At 65.1% G+C, this 20,200-nt stretch carries 23 protein-coding genes; 7 read left to right on the plus strand and 16 right to left on the minus strand.

Features of this window, described 5'->3' with window-relative positions; translation table 11 throughout:
* Nucleotides 1-302 precede the first annotated feature (302 nt).
* The gene (locus VSR68_RS16425) at nucleotides 303-1,256 is read right to left on the minus strand and encodes a sugar ABC transporter substrate-binding protein (RefSeq protein ID WP_342940865.1); all 954 of its coding nucleotides are present in this window, start codon (nucleotides 1,254-1,256) and stop codon (nucleotides 303-305) included.
* A 584-nt stretch (nucleotides 1,257-1,840) separates the two neighbouring features.
* Here VSR68_RS16425 and VSR68_RS16430 point away from each other — a divergent pair.
* Complete coding sequence (locus tag VSR68_RS16430; RefSeq protein WP_342941076.1) at nucleotides 1,841-2,479, plus strand: LysE family translocator; 639 nt, start codon at nucleotides 1,841-1,843, stop codon at nucleotides 2,477-2,479.
* Between the two features lie 52 nt (nucleotides 2,480-2,531).
* Here VSR68_RS16430 and corA read toward each other — a convergent pair whose 3' ends face one another.
* The 4 genes from corA to VSR68_RS16450 form a co-directional block, all read right to left on the minus strand.
* Complete coding sequence (gene corA, locus VSR68_RS16435; protein ID WP_342940866.1) at nucleotides 2,532-3,509, minus strand: magnesium/cobalt transporter CorA; 978 nt, start codon at nucleotides 3,507-3,509, stop codon at nucleotides 2,532-2,534.
* A 196-nt stretch (nucleotides 3,510-3,705) separates the two neighbouring features.
* On the minus strand, nucleotides 3,706-4,185 hold the full coding sequence (locus tag VSR68_RS16440; RefSeq protein ID WP_342940867.1) for a hypothetical protein: 480 nt from the start codon (nucleotides 4,183-4,185) through the stop codon (nucleotides 3,706-3,708).
* Nucleotides 4,186-4,212: 27 nt separating this feature from the next.
* Nucleotides 4,213-4,641 (minus strand): type II toxin-antitoxin system VapC family toxin, encoded by a 429-nt coding sequence (locus VSR68_RS16445; RefSeq protein WP_342940868.1) that lies wholly within the window; start codon nucleotides 4,639-4,641, stop codon nucleotides 4,213-4,215.
* On the minus strand, nucleotides 4,628-4,873 hold the full coding sequence (locus VSR68_RS16450) for a FitA-like ribbon-helix-helix domain-containing protein (protein WP_090864710.1): 246 nt from the start codon (nucleotides 4,871-4,873) through the stop codon (nucleotides 4,628-4,630). Before VSR68_RS16450 ends, VSR68_RS16445 begins: the two co-directional genes overlap by 14 nt.
* Before the next feature lie 181 nt (nucleotides 4,874-5,054).
* On the opposite strand from VSR68_RS16450, the gene cydX reads away from it, so the two are divergent.
* A complete protein-coding gene (gene cydX, locus VSR68_RS16455; protein WP_087735285.1) occupies nucleotides 5,055-5,201 on the plus strand; it encodes a cytochrome bd-I oxidase subunit CydX in 147 nt (48 codons plus the stop codon).
* Entirely contained in the window at nucleotides 5,198-5,818 is a 621-nt protein-coding gene (locus VSR68_RS16460) for an ATP-binding protein (RefSeq protein ID WP_342940869.1), read from the plus strand. The genes cydX and VSR68_RS16460 overlap by 4 nt, the downstream gene beginning before the upstream one ends.
* 270 nt (nucleotides 5,819-6,088) lie before the next feature.
* Here the strand turns inward: VSR68_RS16460 and VSR68_RS16465 are convergent, their stop codons facing one another.
* The 3 genes from VSR68_RS16465 to VSR68_RS16475 all read right to left on the minus strand — a co-directional run bounded on the left by VSR68_RS16465 (nucleotide 6,089) and on the right by VSR68_RS16475 (nucleotide 8,925).
* A complete protein-coding gene (locus VSR68_RS16465) occupies nucleotides 6,089-7,186 on the minus strand; it encodes a saccharopine dehydrogenase family protein (RefSeq protein WP_342940870.1) in 1,098 nt (365 codons plus the stop codon).
* 246 nt (nucleotides 7,187-7,432) lie between these two features.
* The gene (locus VSR68_RS16470; protein WP_342940871.1) at nucleotides 7,433-7,897 is read right to left on the minus strand and encodes an Lrp/AsnC family transcriptional regulator; all 465 of its coding nucleotides are present in this window, start codon (nucleotides 7,895-7,897) and stop codon (nucleotides 7,433-7,435) included.
* Between the two features lie 143 nt (nucleotides 7,898-8,040).
* Nucleotides 8,041-8,925 carry a LysR family transcriptional regulator gene (locus tag VSR68_RS16475; protein ID WP_342940872.1) on the minus strand — a complete coding sequence of 295 codons (885 nt, stop codon included), beginning with the start codon at nucleotides 8,923-8,925 and terminating at the stop codon, nucleotides 8,041-8,043.
* A gap of 159 nt (nucleotides 8,926-9,084) precedes the next feature.
* Here VSR68_RS16475 and VSR68_RS16480 point away from each other — a divergent pair, with 159 nt between their 5' ends.
* Both VSR68_RS16480 and VSR68_RS16485 read left to right on the plus strand, forming a co-directional pair.
* Nucleotides 9,085-9,600 (plus strand): Spy/CpxP family protein refolding chaperone, encoded by a 516-nt coding sequence (locus tag VSR68_RS16480; protein WP_342940873.1) that lies wholly within the window; start codon nucleotides 9,085-9,087, stop codon nucleotides 9,598-9,600.
* Between the two features lie 208 nt (nucleotides 9,601-9,808).
* Nucleotides 9,809-10,246 (plus strand): PGDYG domain-containing protein, encoded by a 438-nt coding sequence (locus VSR68_RS16485; protein ID WP_342940874.1) that lies wholly within the window; start codon nucleotides 9,809-9,811, stop codon nucleotides 10,244-10,246.
* A 74-nt stretch (nucleotides 10,247-10,320) separates the two neighbouring features.
* On the opposite strand, the gene VSR68_RS16490 is transcribed toward VSR68_RS16485, so the two are convergent.
* The 8 genes from VSR68_RS16490 to VSR68_RS16525 form a co-directional block, all read right to left on the minus strand.
* On the minus strand, nucleotides 10,321-10,686 hold the full coding sequence (locus VSR68_RS16490) for a DUF3022 domain-containing protein (RefSeq protein WP_342940875.1): 366 nt from the start codon (nucleotides 10,684-10,686) through the stop codon (nucleotides 10,321-10,323).
* A 52-nt stretch (nucleotides 10,687-10,738) separates the two neighbouring features.
* Nucleotides 10,739-11,533 (minus strand): YhfC family intramembrane metalloprotease, encoded by a 795-nt coding sequence (locus VSR68_RS16495; protein ID WP_342940876.1) that lies wholly within the window; start codon nucleotides 11,531-11,533, stop codon nucleotides 10,739-10,741.
* Between the two features lie 85 nt (nucleotides 11,534-11,618).
* Nucleotides 11,619-12,698: a LacI family DNA-binding transcriptional regulator gene (locus VSR68_RS16500; protein WP_342940877.1), complete on the minus strand. Its 1,080-nt coding sequence runs from the start codon at nucleotides 12,696-12,698 to the stop codon at nucleotides 11,619-11,621.
* Nucleotides 12,695-13,663, minus strand: coding sequence for a D-glycerate dehydrogenase (locus VSR68_RS16505; protein WP_342940878.1), 969 nt, complete (start codon nucleotides 13,661-13,663; stop codon nucleotides 12,695-12,697). The genes VSR68_RS16500 and VSR68_RS16505 overlap by 4 nt, the downstream gene beginning before the upstream one ends.
* Nucleotides 13,664-13,667: 4 nt before the next feature.
* A complete protein-coding gene (locus tag VSR68_RS16510; protein WP_342940879.1) occupies nucleotides 13,668-14,948 on the minus strand; it encodes an MFS transporter in 1,281 nt (426 codons plus the stop codon).
* A 202-nt stretch (nucleotides 14,949-15,150) separates the two neighbouring features.
* Nucleotides 15,151-16,125: a sugar kinase gene (locus VSR68_RS16515; protein WP_342940880.1), complete on the minus strand. Its 975-nt coding sequence runs from the start codon at nucleotides 16,123-16,125 to the stop codon at nucleotides 15,151-15,153.
* Between the two features lie 36 nt (nucleotides 16,126-16,161).
* Nucleotides 16,162-16,938, minus strand: a complete 777-nt coding sequence (locus VSR68_RS16520; protein WP_342940881.1) for a sugar phosphate isomerase/epimerase family protein — start codon at nucleotides 16,936-16,938, stop codon at nucleotides 16,162-16,164.
* Between the two features lie 135 nt (nucleotides 16,939-17,073).
* Nucleotides 17,074-17,982 carry a LysR family transcriptional regulator gene (locus VSR68_RS16525; RefSeq protein ID WP_342940882.1) on the minus strand — a complete coding sequence of 303 codons (909 nt, stop codon included), beginning with the start codon at nucleotides 17,980-17,982 and terminating at the stop codon, nucleotides 17,074-17,076.
* Nucleotides 17,983-18,101: 119 nt separating this feature from the next.
* Here VSR68_RS16525 and VSR68_RS16530 point away from each other — a divergent pair, with 119 nt between their 5' ends.
* Together VSR68_RS16530 and VSR68_RS16535 are read left to right on the plus strand one after the other, a co-directional pair.
* Nucleotides 18,102-19,187 (plus strand): YeiH family protein, encoded by a 1,086-nt coding sequence (locus VSR68_RS16530; protein ID WP_342940883.1) that lies wholly within the window; start codon nucleotides 18,102-18,104, stop codon nucleotides 19,185-19,187.
* Nucleotides 19,188-19,395: 208 nt separating this feature from the next.
* Nucleotides 19,396-20,133 carry a glutathione S-transferase gene (locus VSR68_RS16535; protein WP_342940884.1) on the plus strand — a complete coding sequence of 246 codons (738 nt, stop codon included), beginning with the start codon at nucleotides 19,396-19,398 and terminating at the stop codon, nucleotides 20,131-20,133.
* Nucleotides 20,134-20,200: the final 67 nt, after the last annotated feature.

Consider the following 20,200-nt stretch of genomic DNA (forward strand, 5'->3'; position numbering starts at 1 on the left):
CAGATCTCGTAGCCGCCGCTCAGCGCCGCAGCGGACCGCGCCTCGTGCGCCCGTCCGTCGTGCAGCGCCGCCGCGCGGCTGCGCCCGTCATGCGGACAGCGCGCCCGAGGCCGTGCGCATCCCGAAGACATGGCTTTTCGGGCTGCGCCCCGTCCGTCTGCTCGCGCGGCTGGCCGGCCGTCATGACGCTTACCTCTGGCATAACGGCGGCGCGGCGGATTTCTTGAGCACTCGTTTACCTCGACGCGCGGACCGTGTGCGCCGTGCGCGCCGAATGTTGCCGCACGGCCCGCGCGGGCTCCTTACTTCGTGACCAGATCAACAGGCGTTTCGACGACGCCCGACAGGTCCGCCTGCTTCTTGTGCCCGGCGATCGCCTTCAACGCCACGTCGATGCCGAACACGGCCTGCTTCGCCGCGTACTGGTCAGCCGTGGCGAGCACGCGGCCGTCCTTGAGCATCGGCTTGATCGCGTTGATGTTGTCGTAGCCGACCACGTAGACCTTGCCCTGCTTGCCCGCCGCGCGCACGGCCGATACCGCGCCGATCGCCATGTTGTCATTGCCGCACAGCAGCGCCTTGATGTTCGGATAGGCGTTGAGCATCGACGACGCGATCGCGTTGCCCTTGTCGATTTCCCATTCGCCCGACTGCACCGTGTCGACCTTCGCGCCGACCTTCTGCATCGCCGCCTTGAAGCCGGCCGTGCGCTGCTGCGCGTTGGTCGTCGTCGATACGCCTTCGACGATGCCCACCTCGTCGCCCGACTTCAGCTTCTTCGCCAGATAGTCGCCGACCTTCTCGGCGCCCTTCGCGTTGTCCGGACCGACGAACGGCACGTTCAGGTCCTTCGACTTGAGCACGTCGGTGTCGAGCCGGTTGTCGATGTTCACGACAATGATGCCGGCGTCGATCGCCTTCTTGACCACGGGCACGAGCGCCTTCGAATCCGCCGGCGCGAGCACGATCGCATCGACCTTCGAGACGATCATCTGCTCGACGATGCGGATCTGGTTCGCCGTATCCGTCTCGTCCTTGATGCCGTTCGTGATCAGGTCGAAGGTGCTGGCGTTGTGCTTCTGATAGTCCTTCGCGCCCGTTTCCATCGTGAGGAAGAACTCGTTGGCGAGCGACTTCATCACGAGCGCGACTTTCGGTTTTTTGGCGGCCTGCGCCCAGGCCGACGAGAACGGTACGGTAGCGGCCGTGAATGCGACAGCAGCCATCAGGACGCGGCGACGAATGCGGTGGTTCATGTGGTATCTCCAGTTGTTGGACTCGGAGCGAGTCCGTTTTTGTTTGTGCGCAAACGTTTGCGAGCAATATTCTCGACGGTGCCTGTTCACGATGTCAACGATGGGCGGTGCTGCGCTGCACATCGCGCCGTCGCGCGCGACGCATGCCGTGCGCAAGGCCTGGCGCCTTTGGACGCACGTATTGCCGCGAAGCTTCGGCGGTGCTTCGAATGACGTTGCACGAATCGCTCGCTTGGTTCTGCCCGTTGATCGGCCTGTGCGATGGGAGCCGCCTGTTGCCAGACCGCGTCCCACGCGCAGCGGCGCTCGTGATGCCCGGCGATGCAACGCGCCGGTACTGCCTTGCTGCTCTCCTGCCTCCTGCAAGCCGCAACTACTGCGGCGGTCAGGACGCCTATGCTGGCCCCTTCTTGCGTGCGCGGCAAGGGAAAAGGCGTGGCCATCGTGGTCGGCGCAACAGGTGCGATGTGCGTATCATGGGCCGATGGTCCATCTGGGATGGTTCGTATCGGCCTTTCTGGCTCGCGCGCCGCGATCGTCACGACGGTCATGCGGGTGCAACGGCTATTCAACGTGGAGTCGTCATGCTCGGTATCAGCCAGTTCCCGCTCTTTCTCGCCGCCGTCACGGTGCTCAATCTCACGCCGGGACCGGACATCGCGTATGTCGCCGGTCAAAGCATCGCCCAAGGTCGGCGAGCGGGACTGCTGTCGGCCGTCGGCGTCGCGTTTGGCGGCTGCATGCATACGGTCGCGTGCGCGCTCGGCATCACGGCGCTGCTCGCGGCGTCGCCGGGCGCGTTCAACGCGATCAAATGGATCGGCGCGGCGTACCTGATGTATCTCGGCTTGAGAATGCTGTGGCCGACGGCTACGGCCGTCGCGAAGGGCGACGCGCCGCCCGACGTGCCGCGGCTTTCGCGCGGCACACTGCTCTTTCGCGGCTTCGTGACGAACGCGTCGAACCCGAAAGTGCTGCTCTTCTATATAGCGTTCTTCCCGCAGTTCGTCAGCGCCGACAGCCCGCACAAGACGTTGGCCTTTCTCGTGCTGGGCGCGGTGTTCGTGACGCTCGGGCTCGCCAACGACTGCGTGGTCGCGTGGCTCGCCGCGACGGCCGCGCGCGCCGTGCGCTCGCAACCGGCCGTCCGGCGGTGGATCGACCGTGTGGTGGGCGCGGGATTCATCGGCCTGGGCGTGCGGCTCGCGCTGACGAAGCGCTGATCAAGCGCTGATCAAGCGCTGATGCATCCGACGCGAACCGGCCTGCGCGCGCTTACAGCCAGTTCGCCTTCCTGAAGCCCCGGTACAGCCCGAAATCGATCAGCAGCATCACCAGCAGGCAGATGGGGTAGCCGTACTTGAAGTGCAGCTCGGGGATCTCCTGGAAGTTCATCCCGTAGATGCCGGCGATCATGGTCGGCACGGCGAACAGCGCGGCGAACGAGCCGAGACGCTTGGTCACTTCGTTCTCGGCGAGCGAGATCATGCCGAGATTGACCTGAATGGCCGTGACGATCATTTCGCGGCGCCCTTCGATGGTCCGCACGATGCGGTCGAGGTGATCGTAGACATCGCGGAAGTACGCCTGCATGCCGACGCAGATCGACGGAATGCGTCCGCCCGTGAGCTTGCTGATGCCTTCGAGCAGCGGCGAGATGTGATGCTGGAGCATGACGAGGCGGCGCTTCAACGAATACAGATCTTCGATGATCGCGCGCGATGCGGCGAGGTCGTGCTTGTCGAAGATGCGGTCCTCGATTTCCTCGATCTCGGTGCCGATCGCTTCGAGAATCGGGAAGTAGCGGTCGACGACATTGTCGGCGAGCGCGTACAGCACGAACGCCGCGCCCTCCTTCAGCAACTGCGGTTCGCGCTCGCACCGCGCGCGGACTTCCTGGAAGCCGTGGCGCGTGCCGCGCCGCACCGACAGCACGTAGTTCGTGCCGACGAACACATCGACCTCGCCGATCACGAACTCGCCGTCGTCGTCGGTTTCGATGGTGTGCATGACGGCGAACAGCGAATCGCCGTACTCCTCCATCTTCGGACGCTGATGGCCGTGACGCACGTCTTCGACGGCCAGTTCGTGCAGCCCGAACTCGTGCTTCATCACTTCGAGCTCGCCAGGGCCCGGGTCTTTCAACGCGACCCAGACGAAGCACTCGGGTTTGGCGACATAGACGCTGATGTCGTCGATCTCGATGTCGGCCAGCTTGCGGCCATCCTGATACGCGGCGCAGTTGATCAGCATGATTGAATACCTTGAAAACGATTCGGCTTCGCGGATTGAAAGCGGTTAGTCGCGATGGGCGGTTGTCCTGTTCGTGTGCCGCCGGATCGCGACGCAAAGCCGGCATGAGCGCGGCGTGCGATACGAGTCCCCGATGTTACGTCGGCTCGAGCCGGCGCGGTGTGTTGAATTGTGAATGCTGCATCGAGCCTGCCTGTCAATTGGCGACGCGCCGCAGCATGATGCGGTGATCGTCGTTGAACGAAACGCTGGCGCGATTCGAATAGCGCGTGTCCGGCGTCACGAAGAAGCCGATTTCCACGACAGGGTCGAACTGCGTCGACACCGCGATGCGATGCGTGCCGGGCGCGAGCCAGAAGACGATGTGCTCGCCGTTCATGATGTCCGCGACGCGCTCGCCGTCGACATACACGAGCGCATCGCGAAAGCGGACGATGACGTTGTCGGTCCGCTCTCGCCGCAGGTCGACGGCCACCTTGCCGGCGCCCGGTTGCGTGACCTCCGGCTTGACGATGCGCTCGGTGGGCACGTCCTTGAACGGCACCTTGTCGGCTGGCGTGGACGCGCAACCCGCGACGAGCGACACGGCGATCGTCGCGGCAACTAACAGCGTGAGCGACTGGGCCGTGCGTGCCGCTGCGGCGACGCGCGTCGCGAGGCTTTGCTTGCGTCTCATCGTTCGTCTCCCTGTCGCACCGCCCCGCTACTCTTCCACCGGCTGGAACGGGTTCAACACCCGCGCGCCCGTTCCGTCGAAGTCTGCCACGTTGCGCGTCACGACGGTCAGGTTGTAGATCAGTGCCGTCGCCGCGATCATCTTGTCGAGCGAGTGCTCCGGGTGAGGCACGCGCAGATGGCCCCATGTTTGCGCGACGTCGGTGCCGACATTCAAGATGTGGCTGCTGAACGAATCGATGATCGTATCGAGCCATCCTTCCAGCCGCAGCGCCTGAAACTTGTCGCCACGATGCCGGATCAGATCGACGCCGCGCCGCAACTCGCCGACGGTCACGACCGACAGATAAAGGCGATGCCCCCCATCTCTCGCTGCTTCGAAAAAAGCCTGAACGCCGGGATTGGCGCGGCTGCTCTTGCGCATTTCGCTGATTACATTGGTATCAATCAAATACACCCGGTCCCTCGCTTTCGTCAGTTGCGTCATGCAGGCGCTCGAAGTCGGCGTCTTCGCCGACGTCCGGCATGCTCATCAGCAACTCGGCAAAGCTGAGCTTCTTTGGCTGAAAGAGCGCCTGCGCCAGGATTTCCCGATGTTCTGCTTCGACGCTGCGCCCGTGAGACGCGGCCTGCTCACGCAGGCTCTGCACCAACGCATCGTCCAGACCTCGGACCAACAAATTTGCCATTTCAATTCCCCGGTACACGTGTGATAGCAATGATATCACCAACAATCGCGCAGTCAAACTGGCCGGATGGCATAGGGGTTGCGGCACGCCGCCTTCGCGTTCAAGATCGGTTCAGGGGGCGTCGCACGAACCGCGGCGTCCATGCGCAGACAAGCGGCGCGGCGCTTGACGGGAGGCTTCGATGTGGTACTTCAGCTGGATTCTGGGCATTGGCGTGGCGCTGGGCTTTGGGATCATCAACGCGATGTGGCTCGAAGCGAACGGCACGTTCACCCGCGACGACGCGCCCGCCCCGACACCTTCCAGCACCGAGGACTCATCCACGTGACGCATCTGGTTTTTATCTGTGGCCACGCGGGCACCGGCAAGACGACGCTCGCCAAACGGCTGATCGGCCCATTGATGAAGGCGACGGGCCATGCCTTCTGCCTGCTGGACAAGGACACGCTCTACGGCGCCTATAGCGCGGCCGCGATCGGCGCGCTAACGGGCGATCCGAACGATCGCGACAGCCCGCTCTTTCTCCAGCATTTCCGCGACCCCGAATATCGAGGGCTGTTCGATACGGCCGCTGAAAATCTGCGGCTCGGCATCGGCGTGATTGCCGTCGGACCGCTGTCGCGCGAAGTGCGCGAGCGCAAGCTCTTCGATCACGCGTGGCTCGGCGTGCCGAAGGACGCGAGGATTAGCGTCGTGTGGGTCGCGACGTCGGAAGAGACGGCGCGCGAGCGCATTCTCGCGCGCGGCAATCCGAACGACGCGTACAAGCTCGCGCACTGGGACGAGTACCGGCAGCGCCGCTTCATGCCCACGGGCGACCAGTGCGAAGGCCTGCTGATGTTCGACAACACCGCGCCCGTTCCCGCCGATTACGACGCGTTGCTCGCGCAAATCGCGCAGGCGCCGCGACATGCCGGCGCGATGCTGCCACCGATGCCCGTCTGACGCGCGGCTTCAGCACATACCCTCGACACGCGCCAGACAACAAAAAACGGGCGTTCGACCTCCTTGGTCGAACGCCCGTTTGGCCATTGCCTCTCAGGCGGCCCTCTGCGGACCTTCATCCGTTCACGCCGGCCCCTGGTTCCGCCGTCCGCCGTCCGCCGTCCGCCGTCCGCCGTCCGCCGTCCGCCGTCCGCCGTCCGCCGTCCGCCGTTCGCCGTTCGCCGTTCGCCGTTCGCCGGATCAGACGGTCAACGGTCAACGGTCAAACGGTCAGACCGTCGCCATCGCCTCCAGCGCGCGGCCTTCGTACAGTTGCCCGAAACGGTTCGCGAGAAACTCGCGCAGCGACACCTGCTCCTGCCGCACGAACCCGCTTTGCGGCAGCTTCTTTTCGCGGAACAGGTCGAGCACCGCGCACATCGCGCCCGCCGTGGTGATCTGGATCGCGCTCATCGGCACGCCGCAGACGGTCTTCGCGAAGATCTTGCGCGTGAACACTTCCTGCACCAGCTGGCCGTCGCGCACGCCCGTCACCGTGATGAAGACGAGCACGACATCCTGGGCGGTCGACGGCACCGAGCGGCGCATGATCGTCTTCAGCGTATCGCGGTCGGTTGCAAGACGCAGGTCTTCGAGCAGGAACTGCATCAGGTCGCGATGGCCCGGATAGCGCACCGACTTGTAATCGAGCGTCTCGACGCGGCCCGCCAGCGTCTCGCACAACGTGCCCAGACCGCCCGACGTGTTGAACGCCTCGTACTCGATGCCGTCGAGCGAAAAATGCTCGAGGCCTTCGAGCGGCTGCACCCATTGCGTGCGGCTGTCGCGGATCGCTTCGCACGGCTGGCAGTATTCGTTGATGAGACCGTCGACGCTCCACGTCAGGTTGTACTTCAATGCATTCGTCGGAAACTCGGGCAGCGCGCCGACGCGCATCTTCACGTCGCGGATTTCGCTGAAGCGGTTCGCCAGTTCGTGCGCGGCGATGCCGATGAAGCCCGGCGCGAGACCGCACTGCGGCATGAACGCGTGCCCGGCGTCGTCGGCGATCGCACGGATCGCATGCGTCGCGCGCACGTCTTCCGTCAGGTCGAAATAGTGCACGCCCGCGCCCTTCGCCGCCGTCGCGACGCTCACCGCGAGGTAATACGGCAGCGCGTTGATGAGCGCGTCGAAGCCCTGGATCGCGGCGCGCAGCGCGGCGGCATCGGCGGAATCGACGCGGCGCGTCGGGATGCCTTGCGCGGCCAGCTTGTCGAGCGCCTGCTGATCGCGGTCCATCGCGACCACTTCGTAGTCGCCTGTCTCGCGCAACATGTGCGCAATGGTGTGACCGATCAGACCCGCGCCAACGATGGCAACTTTCATGCGCTTCTCCTTTGTTCTCTGTTCGATGGATGCTGTCTCCAGCGTGAACGGCGCGCCGCAGCGAACCTCTGTAAAGAAGTTTAGGGAGAAGGCCAGTCGGTTTATAGGCGCAAAGTGCTGCGCAATGACCATGAACTTCGACGATTCGACGAAGCATTCCGACGATTCGTCGAAAACGTATCAAAACCGCGTAAACGCGGGGCGTATGCAGCGCTTAAGAAGCACACGGAGCGAGCCCGCGTGCGTTCATCCGCCGATCATTCCGCGATCGATCTTGCGCGCGAGGATGATCGACGTCGTCGTGCGCTCGACGCCCGCGAGTCCGCCGATCTGGTCGAGCAGCTCGTTCAGGCGCTCCGGCGAATCGGCGCGCAGCCACGCGACGTAATCGAACTCGCCGCTCACCGCGCACAGCAATTGCACTTCGGGCATCCGGTTCAGCTTCTTCTGCACGTCCGGTCCGTACTTCGGCGCGATGATGATGCCGACGTACGCATAGATGCTCGCGTCGAGCACGTCCTGCCCGAGCCGCACGCTATAGCCGGCGATCACGTTGGTCTTTTCGAGCCGCGCGATGCGCGCGATCACGGTCGTGCGCGCGACGCCCAGCTGTCGCGCGAGATTCGCGACGCTTTCGCGCGCGTTGGCCTGCAGCAGCGCAACGAGGTTGCGGTCGAGTTCGTCGAGTTGATCGAGGCGCGGTGGTCTCATCGATTGAAGGTCAGCGTTGAGGTGGAAGCTCGCCGCACGGCAAGCCGCAAACGTGGACGACGGGATACGCGGATTATGCACCGCGCCCAGCGGCGCGAATACATGCGGTCTGCACATATCGCGCGTTCACATGGGGCGACGTGTCACGCGCCGAAGCGCTCGATCACGAAGTCGATGAACGTCGTGAGCTTCGGCGTGGGGCGCGTGTCGCGCGGATAGATCAGATGCACGGGCGCGCCATCGGGCAGCCAGTCTTCGAGCACGCAGACAAGCTCGCCGCGTTCGATCTCGCGCGCGAGCAGCGCTTCGGGCTGAAGCACCAGGCCAAAGCCGCGCAGCGCCGCCACCTTGAGCGCCTGGCCGTTGTTCGCGCGAAAGCGCCCCGGACGCAGCTGGCAGTCGGTCGCGGCATCGCCGTCGAGACGCCACAGCCCCTCTCGGCCCCAATGCAGAAAGCCGAGGCACTCGTGATTCACGAGATCGGCGGGTGTCGTCGGCGTGCCCATCCGCGCGAGATACGCGGGCGATGCGCACGCGCGCATCCGGTACGGCTTCAACGGCCTTGCGACGAGACTCGAATCCGGCAGCCGGCCGATGCGCACGGCCGCATCGAAGCCTTCTTCGACGAGATCGACGATACGGTTCGACAGATCGAGTTCGAGGCTGACATCGGGCCATGCGCCCAGATAGTCGGTCATTGCAGGCGAGAACACTTCGACGCCATAGGTGAGCGGCACCGTCACTTTCAGCGTGCCGCGCGGCGCGGACGTCATCGATTCCGCGAGGGACTCCGCGGCCTTCACGTCGGCGAGAATGCGCCGGCATTGCTCGTAGTACTGGCGGCCGATCTCGGTGAGGCTTTGACGGCGCGTCGTGCGCGTCAGAAGCCGCGCAGAAAGCTGCGTTTCGAGCGAGCGGATGTGCTTGCCGACCATCGCCGACGACAGCTGGAAGCGCTCGGCGGCCGCTGTCAGGCTGCCCGCTTCAACCACGGCGACGAAGATTTCCATGCTGACGAATTTATCCACCGGCTATTTTTCCCGATCGTTTCGGTTGTAAGCAGTTGTCGCAATGCAGTCGCAATGAGGCGATAACGTGATACTAATAGCAGCCTGATGTGCGCCGCACGCCTATGCATAACGCTTCGTCAAGCTTCATTCTCATACGAACGGACAACAGGAGTCTCAATGAAAAAAACGCTCGCCATTCTCGCTTCCGCATTGTCGATGAGCGCCGCATTCGCGCAGACGCCAGCGCCCGCAGGCGCATCGGCGCCCGCGATGTCGACGGCCGCTTCGCAGACGCAGGGCAAGGCGCGCCACGAGCAGCGCGTCGAAGAACGGATCAGCTACCTGCATTCGCAACTGAAGATCACGTCGGCGCAAGAGTCGCAATGGAATGGATTCGCCGACGTCATGCGCAACAACAGTGAAACGATGGCCAACCTGTTCGAGCAGCGCAGGGCGAATCCGGACATGTCCGCGCTCGACGACATGAAGGGCTACGCCGAAATCACGCAGGCTCACGCGGACGGCTCGAAGAAACTCGTCGACGCCTTCGAGCCGCTCTACACGAGCTTCTCGCCCGAGCAGAAGAAGCTCGCCGACCAGACCTTCCGCCGTCAGCCGGGTGAAGGCGGCGCGCACCACCGCCGTTCGGGCAAGCCGGCCGCGCCCGCTTCGGACGCGACCGTCAAGCCGTAAAACGCAGCGCACGTTGCCGCGTGTATTCCGCAAGACGCCTGCCCTCACGGCAGGCGTTTTTCATTGCATCCACGCGAATCTGGCATCATGCGCGCCTGCACCGCGTTTGCACCTCGTCGCGCTTCGTCGCCTTCGTTGCAGTTCGTCGACCTTCGCTGCGCCGACGTCGGCTTACGCGGCCCTGTCATCTGAATACGCTCCAAAGCCCATGCTCGAACTGAAGAACATCGACCTGCTCGCCGACCCTGCCGCGCAACGCGTCGTCAAGGACGAAACCGTCACCGTGCAATTCGCCCAAGGCGATGGCGAACTGATGAGCCTCGAAGGGCCGAATCGCTATTCGCGCGGTGACGCGCTGATCACGGGCTCGACGGGCGATCGCTGGGTCGTGTCGCGCGAACGCTTCGACGCGAAGTACCTGCCCGCCGACGCCGGGCTCGCGCACGGCGACGCCGGCTCGTATCGCAATCGCCCTGCCGTCGTGCTCGCGAAGCAGATGAGCGAGCCGTTCTCGCTCGCGCGTTCGTCGCAAGGCGGCGACGTGCTCAAGGGCACGGCAGGCGACTGGATCATGCAATACGCGCCCGGCGACTATGGCGTCGTGCAGGCCGCGCGCTTCGCGAAGGTCTATCGGCTCGCGGACTGAGCGACGCTTCGCGCGACGCGCTTTTGCTCTTGCGTAGCGCCTGCGTGGCCCTCGCCTCGTTGGGCTCGCCGCGTTCAGGCGAACTCGTCGCCGAGCTCGACGGTCACTTCACGCGGCACGCTCTTGCCCGCCGCGTACTCCTCCTCCAGCGATCCCAGCGTCGCCTCGACATACGCTCGCAGCACCGCGAAGCTGCGACCGCGCAGACGAGGCGGCGTCGCGCGATAGCGCGCGAGCGCGGCCGGCGCGATCGCGACGATCAACACCATGCGGCGCGCCGTCGAGCCGAAGCGCATCGCGATCCAATGCACGACGATCTGCGGCACGCCGTTGTCATCGGGGCGTTCGATGAACTGTGTCTGCTCGGGAAAGAGATCGCTGATCACGCGCGCCAGTTCTTCGATGTCGGCGTTCGCGCACTCGTACTGATAGGCTTCCATGTCGATGGCCTCGGGCCTGTGGGTCTGGATGGACGATAGATTCTGTTGAAGCTCAAGCCGCGCGCGCGTGCATCCTGATCAGCACCGCGGCGACTGCGAGCGCCGCGACGGCATAGATCGCGTCGACGGCCACGAGCGGCAGCAGCCGCGCCTGCGACATCGCGGCGGGCACGTCAACGAGCGCATGCGCGGCGATTGCAACGGGCAGAATGGCGCGCCAGCCCGCGCGCACGCCGCGCCACATCAGCACGGACAGCCCGATCTGAAACACCAGCGCGGCCACGCGTTCGAGCACGAAGAGACCGGCCATCGCAGGCGACAGGCTCGCGAGGATCAGATGAAGCCGCATCAGCGATGCGGGCGGGATGTGGCCGAGATACGCATCGAGCTGGCCGCGATTTTCCAGCACGCCGAACGCGATCCACTGCGCCTGCACGATCACGCCGACGAGCCACGCTTCCGCGCCGCCATGCCCGAGCCCGTACGCAAGCGCCGTACCGTCACTCCTGCCTTGGTTCGCCGTGCGCCGAGCCAGCCAGCGCATCGCGACGAAGCGGCCCACTTCCTCGCAGATGCCCGCCGCCAGCACGCCGTAGACGACGAACGCGAGCGGGTTCGACAGCCATTCGCTCGTCGCCGCGTTCTGACGCAGCAGATAGTCGTTGAGCGCGCGCTCGATCAGCATCGCCGACAACGCGAACACGGCGACGCCCGCAATCGCGTCGCGCCGGTTCAGCGCGAACGGCGCGCGCCAGCGGCGGTACAGGCCGATCGGAAGCCATGCAATGAAGAGAGTGGCGACAGCGAGAATCGCAAGCGTAATGGGTGAAACGGGCAAAGCTGGCATCGAGCAGCGCGGATCCGGTGACGAAAGAGAGACTCCGCGCGCATTGTAAGCGCGTCGCCGTCGGAAATGCCGAACGCCCGAAAAATCAGCGCGTCGTCGACGCGCGTTCGATCAGTTCGCCCGGCAGCAGGCAGTCGCGCGCGCTTGCCTGCGCGCCGTCGATGCGTTCGTGCAGATATTCGACGGCCCGATAGCCGATGTCGTAGGTCGGCTGGCGTATCGTCGTGATGCCGGCGAGTTCGGCCCATTCGGGATCGTCGATCGACAGCAGCGCAACGCGCTTTTGCCAGTCCGCGCCATGCCGCTGGTTCAGATGGCGCGCAAGCGCCAGCGCGACGGGGCCGTTCGCGGCAAAGAGCGCGACACGTGGCCTGGTGGCTTCGCCTTCGCGTTTTTCGCTGCTTTTTTCGCTGGTACTTTCCCGCTCTGCCATCGCGGCATCGAGCGCGGCGAGCGTCTGCGCGAGCTCATCCGCATCGTCGAGTTCCACTACGACCGTTCGGCCGCTCACCTGCGGATACTGCGTCAGCGCCCGATGAAACGCCGCTTCGCGCAGACGCCGCGAACTGACGCGCTCGAACGGCTGCACGACGAACCACACGCGATCGAAGCCGCGTTCGACGAGATGCCGCGTCGCAACCGTCACGGCCGCCTCGTTGTCGAGCCCGACCATATCGGCGACGAGCCCTTCCACCGAGCGGTCGACCAGCACGGCCGGAATCCCGCCGCCCACGGGCCGCAACGTCTCCTCGCTCACACCGAGCGCATTGACGATCACACCTTCCACGCGGTACGTCGTCAGCAGTTGCAGGAAGCGCCGCTCCATGTCGACTTCGTTCGCCGCGTGGCAGATGAGCGGCATGTAGCCGAGCGCATGGCAAGCCGCCTCGACGCCTTGCAGCACCTCGACGGAATACGGGTTCGTCAGATCGGCGACCAGCATGCCGATCAGGCGATTGCGTCCGCGCTTCAAGCCGCGCGCCATCTGGTTCGGCTGATAGTCGAGCCGCTCGATCGCAGCTTCGATGCGCGCGCGCAGTTGCGGCGACAGCACGCTCAGCTCGCCGTTCAGATAGCGCGAGATGCTCGTCTTGCCCGTGCCGGCTTCGCGGGCGACGTCGCTGATGGTGGCGCGGCGCGGTGCGCCTGACGTCGGCGTGTTCATTGCGAGAGAACGTCGCGGTTGACGATGTTGATCTTCAGCGTGCCGTCGAGCGCGCCGACCAGGTTTTCCGCCGCGCAGCGCGCCATCGCGTGACGTGTCTCGTGCGTCGCCGAGCCGATATGCGGCAGCGCGACCACGTTGTTCATCTTCAGGAGCGGCGAGTTCGCGTCGAGCGGCTCCTTGTCGAACACGTCGAGCCCCGCGCCGTGGATCGTGCCCGCCTGCAGCGCTTCGATCAGCGCGTTTTCGTCGACGGTCTGTCCGCGCGACGCGTTGATCAGAATCGCGCTCTTCTTCATCTTGCGCAGTTCGTTCGCGCCGATCATGTGACGCGTTTCGGGCGTCAACGGCACCTGCAGGCAAACGAAATCTGATGCGGCAAGCAGTTCGTCGAACTCGACGCGACGCGCGCCGTAACGCTGTTCTGCCTCGGCGTTCGCGCTGCGGTTCGTGTACAGCACCTTCATGTTGAAGCCGAGCGCCGCGCGCCGCGCAACGGCCCCGCCGATGCGCCCCAGCCCGACGATGCCGAGCGTCTTGCCCTGCACGTCGACGCCGTACAGCGCGGGCCCAATGCTCGCCTTCCACTCGCCCGCCTTCACCCAGTCGGCCAGTTCGACGACGCGCCGCGCGCTCGCCAGAATCAGCGAGAACACGGTGTCCGCCGTCGATTCCGTCAGCACGTCGGGCGTATGCGCGAGCACGATGCCGCGCTTCGTCAGATCGTCGACGTCGAAGTTGTCGTAACCGACCGAGATCGTCGAGAGCGCCTTGAGCTTCGTCGCGCCGTCGAGCATCGCGGACGTGATCTTCACGCTCGCGCCGATCGCGCCGTCGGCGTCCTTCAGCATGGCGACGAACGCACTGTGCTGCGCGGCGTCCACCTGCACCACGTCGGCATGCTGCTGGAGATACGACAGCACATCGTCCGGCAGCGGCTTGTATGCGACGATCTTTCGCTTCATCGAATCACTTTCCTTGCAACGGAGTGGCGAGAGCCGCGCTCTGCACGCGCGGCGGCTTGACGGCAAGCGTCAGCACGACGGCGGCGACGAGCGCGACGCTCATGAACACATACGACGCAGCAGGCGAGCCCGTCGCGCCGTTCAGATAGCCGACCACATACGAGCCCACGAACGAGCCGAGCGCGCCCATGCTGTTGATCAGAGCCATCGCGCCGCCCGCGACGTTCTTCGGCAGCAGTTCCGGCACGATCGCGAAGAACGGGCCATACGGCGCGTACATCGCGGCGCCCGCGATCACGAGCAGCGCATACGACATCCAGAAGTGCGTCGAGCCGAGCGCATACGAAGCCGCGAACGCCGCCGCGCCGATCAGCAGGAACGGCCACACGAACGCGCGCCGGTTGTTGAGTTTATCGGATGCCCATGACGCCGCGAGCATCGCGATCGTCGCGGCCAGATACGGCAGCGCCGACAGCCAGCCCGTTTCGACCATGCCGAGCGACGAGCCGTTCTTCAGAATGGAAGGCAGCCACAGCACGAAACCGTACACGCCGATGCTCCAGCAGAAGTACTGCGCACACAGCTTGATGACGGCGGGCTCGCGGAACGCCTCACCGTAATTGCGCACGGGCTTGATCGCGGCCTGCTCGGCGCGCAGCGTATCGGCGAGTTGCTTCTTGTCCGCGTCCGACAACCACGTCACCTGCTCGGGCTTGTCCTTCACGATGAACCACCAGCAGACGGCCCACACGATCGCGGGCGCGCCTTCCGCGATGAACATCTGGCGCCAGCCGAACGAATGCACGAGGTAGCCGGATACGACCGACATCCACAGCACCGTCACGGGATTGCCGAGAATCAGGAATGTGTTCGCACGCGAGCGCTCGCGCTTCGTGAACCAGTTGCTGATGAAGATCAGCATCGCGGGCATCACGGCTGCTTCGACGACGCCGAGCGCGAAGCGGATCACCATCAGCGACGGAATGTTGCTGACGATGCCCGTTAGCGCCGCGCAGCCGCCCCACAGCACGAGGCTCCAGAACACGAGCTTCTTGACGCTGCGGCGCTCCGCGTAGATCGCGCCCGGAATCTGAAAGAAGAAGTAGCCGAGAAAGAACAACGCGCCGATCAGCGACGACAGCCCTTTGCTGATGCCGAGATCCTGGTTGATGCCGGCGGCGGCCGCAAAGCCGTAGTTCGCGCGGTCGAGATAGGCGAGGCTGTACGTGATGAACACGATCGGCATGATCGTCCACCAGCGGCGGATCGCGAGTGATGAGGGCATCGATGTCTCCTTTGTCGAAGAGAGTTGGGGCTTGAGTCCCTTACTCCCGTCCCATGCAAAATATCTGCTGGCGTGAGCCGGTTTCCCGGCCCGGTCTGTCGGTGTGCTGCCGTGTGCCCTGAATCGGATCGGGCGCGCGGCGTGCACCTTCTTGTTGTTGTCGTATTGGTTGCTGAACCGGTTTGCTGAACGCCGAGAAACGTCACGCGGCCAGCGCGGGCTGCGCCGGATTGCCGCGCTCGAGCGCATCGAGTTCGGCGCGCGTCGGCAGGCCTTCCGAATCGCCGATCACCTGGATCGCCAGCGCGCCGATGCGGTTGCCACGCGCCACCGCCTCCGGCAGCGCGCGTCCTTCGAGCAGCGCGCTCACCACGCCGACGGCGAAGCCATCGCCCGCGCCGACGGTATCGACGACGTTCTCGACGCGCTGCGCCGCGACGATGCCCGAACCGGCCGCCGTGCGGTAATACGCGCCTTGCGCGCCGAGCTTGACGATCACGCCCTTCGCGCCGCGGTCCAGGTAAAACTGCGCGATGTCGTCGGCTTTCGTGTAGCCCGTCAGAATCTCGCCTTCGCCGATGCCGGGCAGCACCCAGTCGGCGAACGTCGCGAGTTCGTTCAGCGCGGCCGCCATCGCTTCACGCGACGGCCACAGCGTCGGGCGCAGGTTCGGGTCGAACGAAATCGTCTTGCCTGCGTTGCGCATTTCGCGCGCCAGATGGAATGCCAGTTCGCGCGAAGTCGCCGAAATCGCGGGCGCGACGCCCGTCAGATGCAGATGGCGCGCGCCCAGCACGTAGTCCGCCACATAGTCGTCGAGCGACAGATGGCTCGCCGCCGAGCCCTTGCGGAAATACTCGACGGCGGGATCGCTGCCGTCGTCGTTCTTCGACTTGAGCTGAAAGCCCGTCGGATAGCACGCGTCCGTCGTCACGCAACCCTGGTCGATGCCTTCGTTCGCCAGCGTGTCGCGCACGTACCGGCCGAACGAATCGCTGCCGACGCGGCTCATCCAGCCCACCTTGAAGCCGAGGCGCGACAGGCCGATCGCGACGTTCAGATCGGCGCCCGCAATGCGTTTCGTGAACTGGCCGACGCCCGCGAGCGAGCCCGTTTCGGCCGCGACGAACATCGCCATCGCTTCGCCGTAGGTGATGACATCGAGTGTCGGATGCATGGCTTCTCCTGTTGATGCCGTCCGCGCTCGCCGCTTTCAGGCGGACGCGAGCCGCGCGACGTGATGCGACGCGTCCTCCGCGATCCGGGCCGCGTCGAACGGGAATTCGATGCCGCGCGGCACATCGCGCGGCAAAAGCGCAAGTGCGGCCGCGAAAACGGGATCGTCGGCGGCGGGCGCGACGGCGAAACGGCGCGCGCCTTCGCCCGTGACGGCCTTGCAGTGGATGTATTCGACGTGATCCGCGAGCTTGCGGGCCGCTTCGACGGGATCGACGCCCGGCCACTGCCAGTTGCCGATGTCGAACGTCATGCCGAGCACCGGCTTTCCGCCTTGATAGCCGCCGTCGTTGGCGAGCACATCGAAAAGCGCTTCGAACTGCGCGAGCGAGCCGCCTCGCTCCATCTGCCCGTTTTCGACGACGAGCCGCGCCGCGACGCCCTTCGTGCACTTCGCGATCGCCTCGTCATATGCGCGCCCCGCAAAGCCGCCCAACTGCAGCTTGACGAAGCGCGCGCCGAGCGCCGTCGCTTCGATCAGCGCCTGGCGCAGCGCGGCTTCTTCGAGCGCGCCGTCCGGCGCATACAGCTCGACGGGCGTCGAGTACACGGACCACAGGTTTTGCGCGGCGATCGTCTTGCCCAGCGCGGAAAGCGCCTCGGGCGACGCTTCCGCTTCGAGCGCGAACAGCTCGCGCCGCACCTCGAAGCCGGCCGCGCCCGCTTTCGCGGCCGTCTTCAGCCACGCGTGATGACCGTCCCTGCGGATCGCGTCGACCCCAAATGCACTCGCGACGATGACGACTTCCGACATGTGAAACACCTGCTCTAATTGCTCAAAAACGCCTTTGGAATCGGTTCCAAAAGGAGGAATTAAAAAAGCGCGGTAGCGCTGGTTGCAAATACTGCGCTGCCCGGCGCGCACGCGCCATAGTGGTAATCCCTCAATCTAGGAACCGGCTGCTGGAGGGCGAGCGTCGCCGTTCAGGCACAGTTCGAGAAAGCGGCCGACGATGCGCGACGGCGCGCTCGCATGTGGCACGAGAATCGAGAAACGGCGCGTCAGCGGCTCGGGACCGAGCGGCAGGCGGAACAGCACTTCGTCCTCGTGACGCATCGACATCGCCGACACGAAGCCGACGCCCATTCCCGCGCGCACGGCCTCTTTCACGCCCTCGACGCCCGCGATCGCCAGCGCGACGCGCATCGGCACGCCGGCCCGCGCGAAAGCGCGCTCGATCAGCTGCCGCACGCCGGAGCCTTCCTCGCGCAACACAACGGGATGCGGGCTCAGGTCGGCGAGCGTCACGGCCTGCAAGTCGGCGGCTGCGAGCGGATGCGAGCGCGGCATGATTGCGACGATCTCGTCCTCGTGCCACGGATGCACGGCCGTATCGGGCGGCAGCTCGGCGCCCACATGCCCTTCGACCAGCGCGATATCGAACGAACCGAGCGCGCCGACGATATCGGCCGTATTGCCGTCGTCCGTATGTACGGTGACGTCGGGGTGGCGGCGCTGAAACGCGGCGATCAGATACGGCAGCAGATAGCTCGCGGGCGTCGTGCTCGCGCCGATGCGCAGCGTGCCCTGCTCCATCCCGCGCAGCGCGTCGCGATACGCGTAGGCCTGGCGATACGTGTCGCGCAGGCGCGCCGCGTAGCTCGCCAGCTGCTCGCCGGCGGGCGTCAGCCGCACGCCGCGGCCGTCGCGCAGGTACAACGGCTCGCCGAATTCGTCCTGCAACTGGCGCAACTGGCCCGACACGGCGGGTTGCGACAGATGCAGCGCGAGTGCAGCGCGGCTGATGTTGCGATGCTCGGCGACGGCGGCGAACGTTATAAGCTGGTCAGGGGTCATGGTGAGAAAAGTATCAGGCTAGCCGATACCACACATTCTAAATCACGATTTCTCATATCGATATATGTATTTTAGGATTAAGCCATCGAGTCAAGCAGCTTCTGAAAGGTCGAAGTCCAATGTCCACCATTTCCACCCAGTCCACCCGCTCGCTTCCCGCGTCATCGTCGACGCGCGGTCAGATCAACGGCATCCTGTTCGTCGCTTTGTTCGCCGCGGCCGTCACCCGCATCGCCGCGATTCCGTCGATCGCCGGGCTGGGCATCAGCCCGCTGATCGTCGGCATCGTCGGCGGGATGATCTACGGCAATGCCCTGAAAGACGGCATGCCCGACAGCTGGGCAGCCGGCGTCAATTTTTCGGCGCGCAAGCTGTTGCGCATCGCAGTCGCGTTCTTCGGGCTGCGCGTGAGCATTCAGGAGATCGCGCAGGTCGGCCTGCCGGGCCTCGCCGAGTCCTTGCTGATCGTCGTCAGCACGCTCGCGATCGGCACATGGGCGGGGATGAAGCTGATGAAGCTCGACCGCGACAGCGCGCTGCTGACGGCAGCGGGCAGCGCGATCTGCGGCGCGGCCGCCGTGCTCGCCTTCGAGTCGACGCTGCAATCGAAGCCGCACAAGAGCGCAATGGCCGTCGGCAGCGTCGTGCTGTTCGGCACGCTGTCGATGTTCCTCTACCCCGCTCTGCTGCGCGCCGGCATTCTGCATCTGGATACGACGGGCGTCGGCCTGTTCTTCGGCGGCACGATCCACGAAGTCGCGCAAGTGGTGGGCGCCGCGAGCAACGTGAGCCCCGAGGCGACGCATATCGCGACCATCGTCAAGATGACCCGCGTGATGCTGCTGGTGCCCGTGCTGCTCGTCGTCGGCATGTGGGTGAGCCGCTCGGCGCGCGCTGCAAAGGGTCAGCACGGCGAAGCCGGTCACGCGCCGCGCAAGCTCGCCGTGCCCTGGTTCGCGCTCGGCTTTCTCGGCTGCGTCGCGGTGAACTCGCTGCACATCCTGCCGGAGGCCGCGACCAGCACGCTCAACATGCTCGACACCTTCGCGCTCACGATGGCAATGACAGCGCTCGGCATCGAAACGCGCCTCTCGCAGATTCGCGAAGCCGGTCCCCGCGCACTGACGACGGGCCTGATCCTGTACGTGTGGCTGTTCGCCGGCGGTCTGGGTATCACATGGCTGGTCCAGCATCTGCTCGGCTAAGCGGGCAATCCGATCACATCAGCCTCGCCGCGTGCGGGGCTTTTGTGCTTTCAGCGTGTATGCAAGCGTCGCTCGCGCACGCACCGGCTCATTCCCATACTGCGCCCGACACGCAAACTGCAAGCATCGCGCGGCATACTTCTAGCTCCCGACCGTGTGCATGGATGGCGTTCGACGACGCCGCCGACAACCGAGTGAGGACCGATCGATGACTTATCAACTCTATTACTGGGACGGACTGCAAGGCCGCGGCGAATTCGTGCGGCTCGCACTGGAAGAAGCGCGCGCGGACTACGTCGAGGTGGCGCGCGGCGACGAACAGGACGGGCTCGGCACAGGCGCGATGATCGACGTGATGGACAGCCGGGCGGAAGCCTACCCGCCGTTCGCGCCGCCGTTTCTGCGCGACGGCGACCTGATCGTTTCGCAGACCGCGAACATCCTGTTCTACCTCGGGCCGAAGCTGAATCTCGCGCCGCAGGTCGAGAGCCTGCGCTACGTCGCGAACGGCCTGCAACTGACGATCGCCGACGTGGTCACGGAAGCCCACGACACGCATCACCCGCTCGCGTCGGGCATGTACTACGAGGAGCAGAAAGAGGCCGCGAAAATCCGCGCGACGGATTTCATCGACCATCGCATCCCGAAGTTCATGCGCTACTTCGAGCGCGTGCTGAAGCAGAACCCGGCCGGCGACAGGCACATGGTCGGCGATACGCTCACCTATGTCGACCTGTCGATGTTCCAGCTGATCGACGGTCTGCACTATGCATTTCCGCGCGCGATGAAGCATTTCGGCGAGCACTACCCGCGCCTCGCCGCGCTGCACGACGCGGTGCTCAAGCGCCCGAATATCGCCGCGTATCTCGCGTCGGAACGCCGCCTGTCGTACAACGAAACCTGTGTGTTCCGGCACTACCCCGAACTCGACAAGGATGTCCGCTGACATGAGCTGAACCGCCCTCCTGTCCCAACGAAGCGGCGCGCATGCGAGCGAGGCGCGCCGCCCCTGA

It is taken from the genome of Paraburkholderia phymatum, from assembly GCF_038900715.1.
Classification (GTDB): Bacteria; Pseudomonadota; Gammaproteobacteria; order Burkholderiales; family Burkholderiaceae; genus Paraburkholderia; species Paraburkholderia phymatum_A.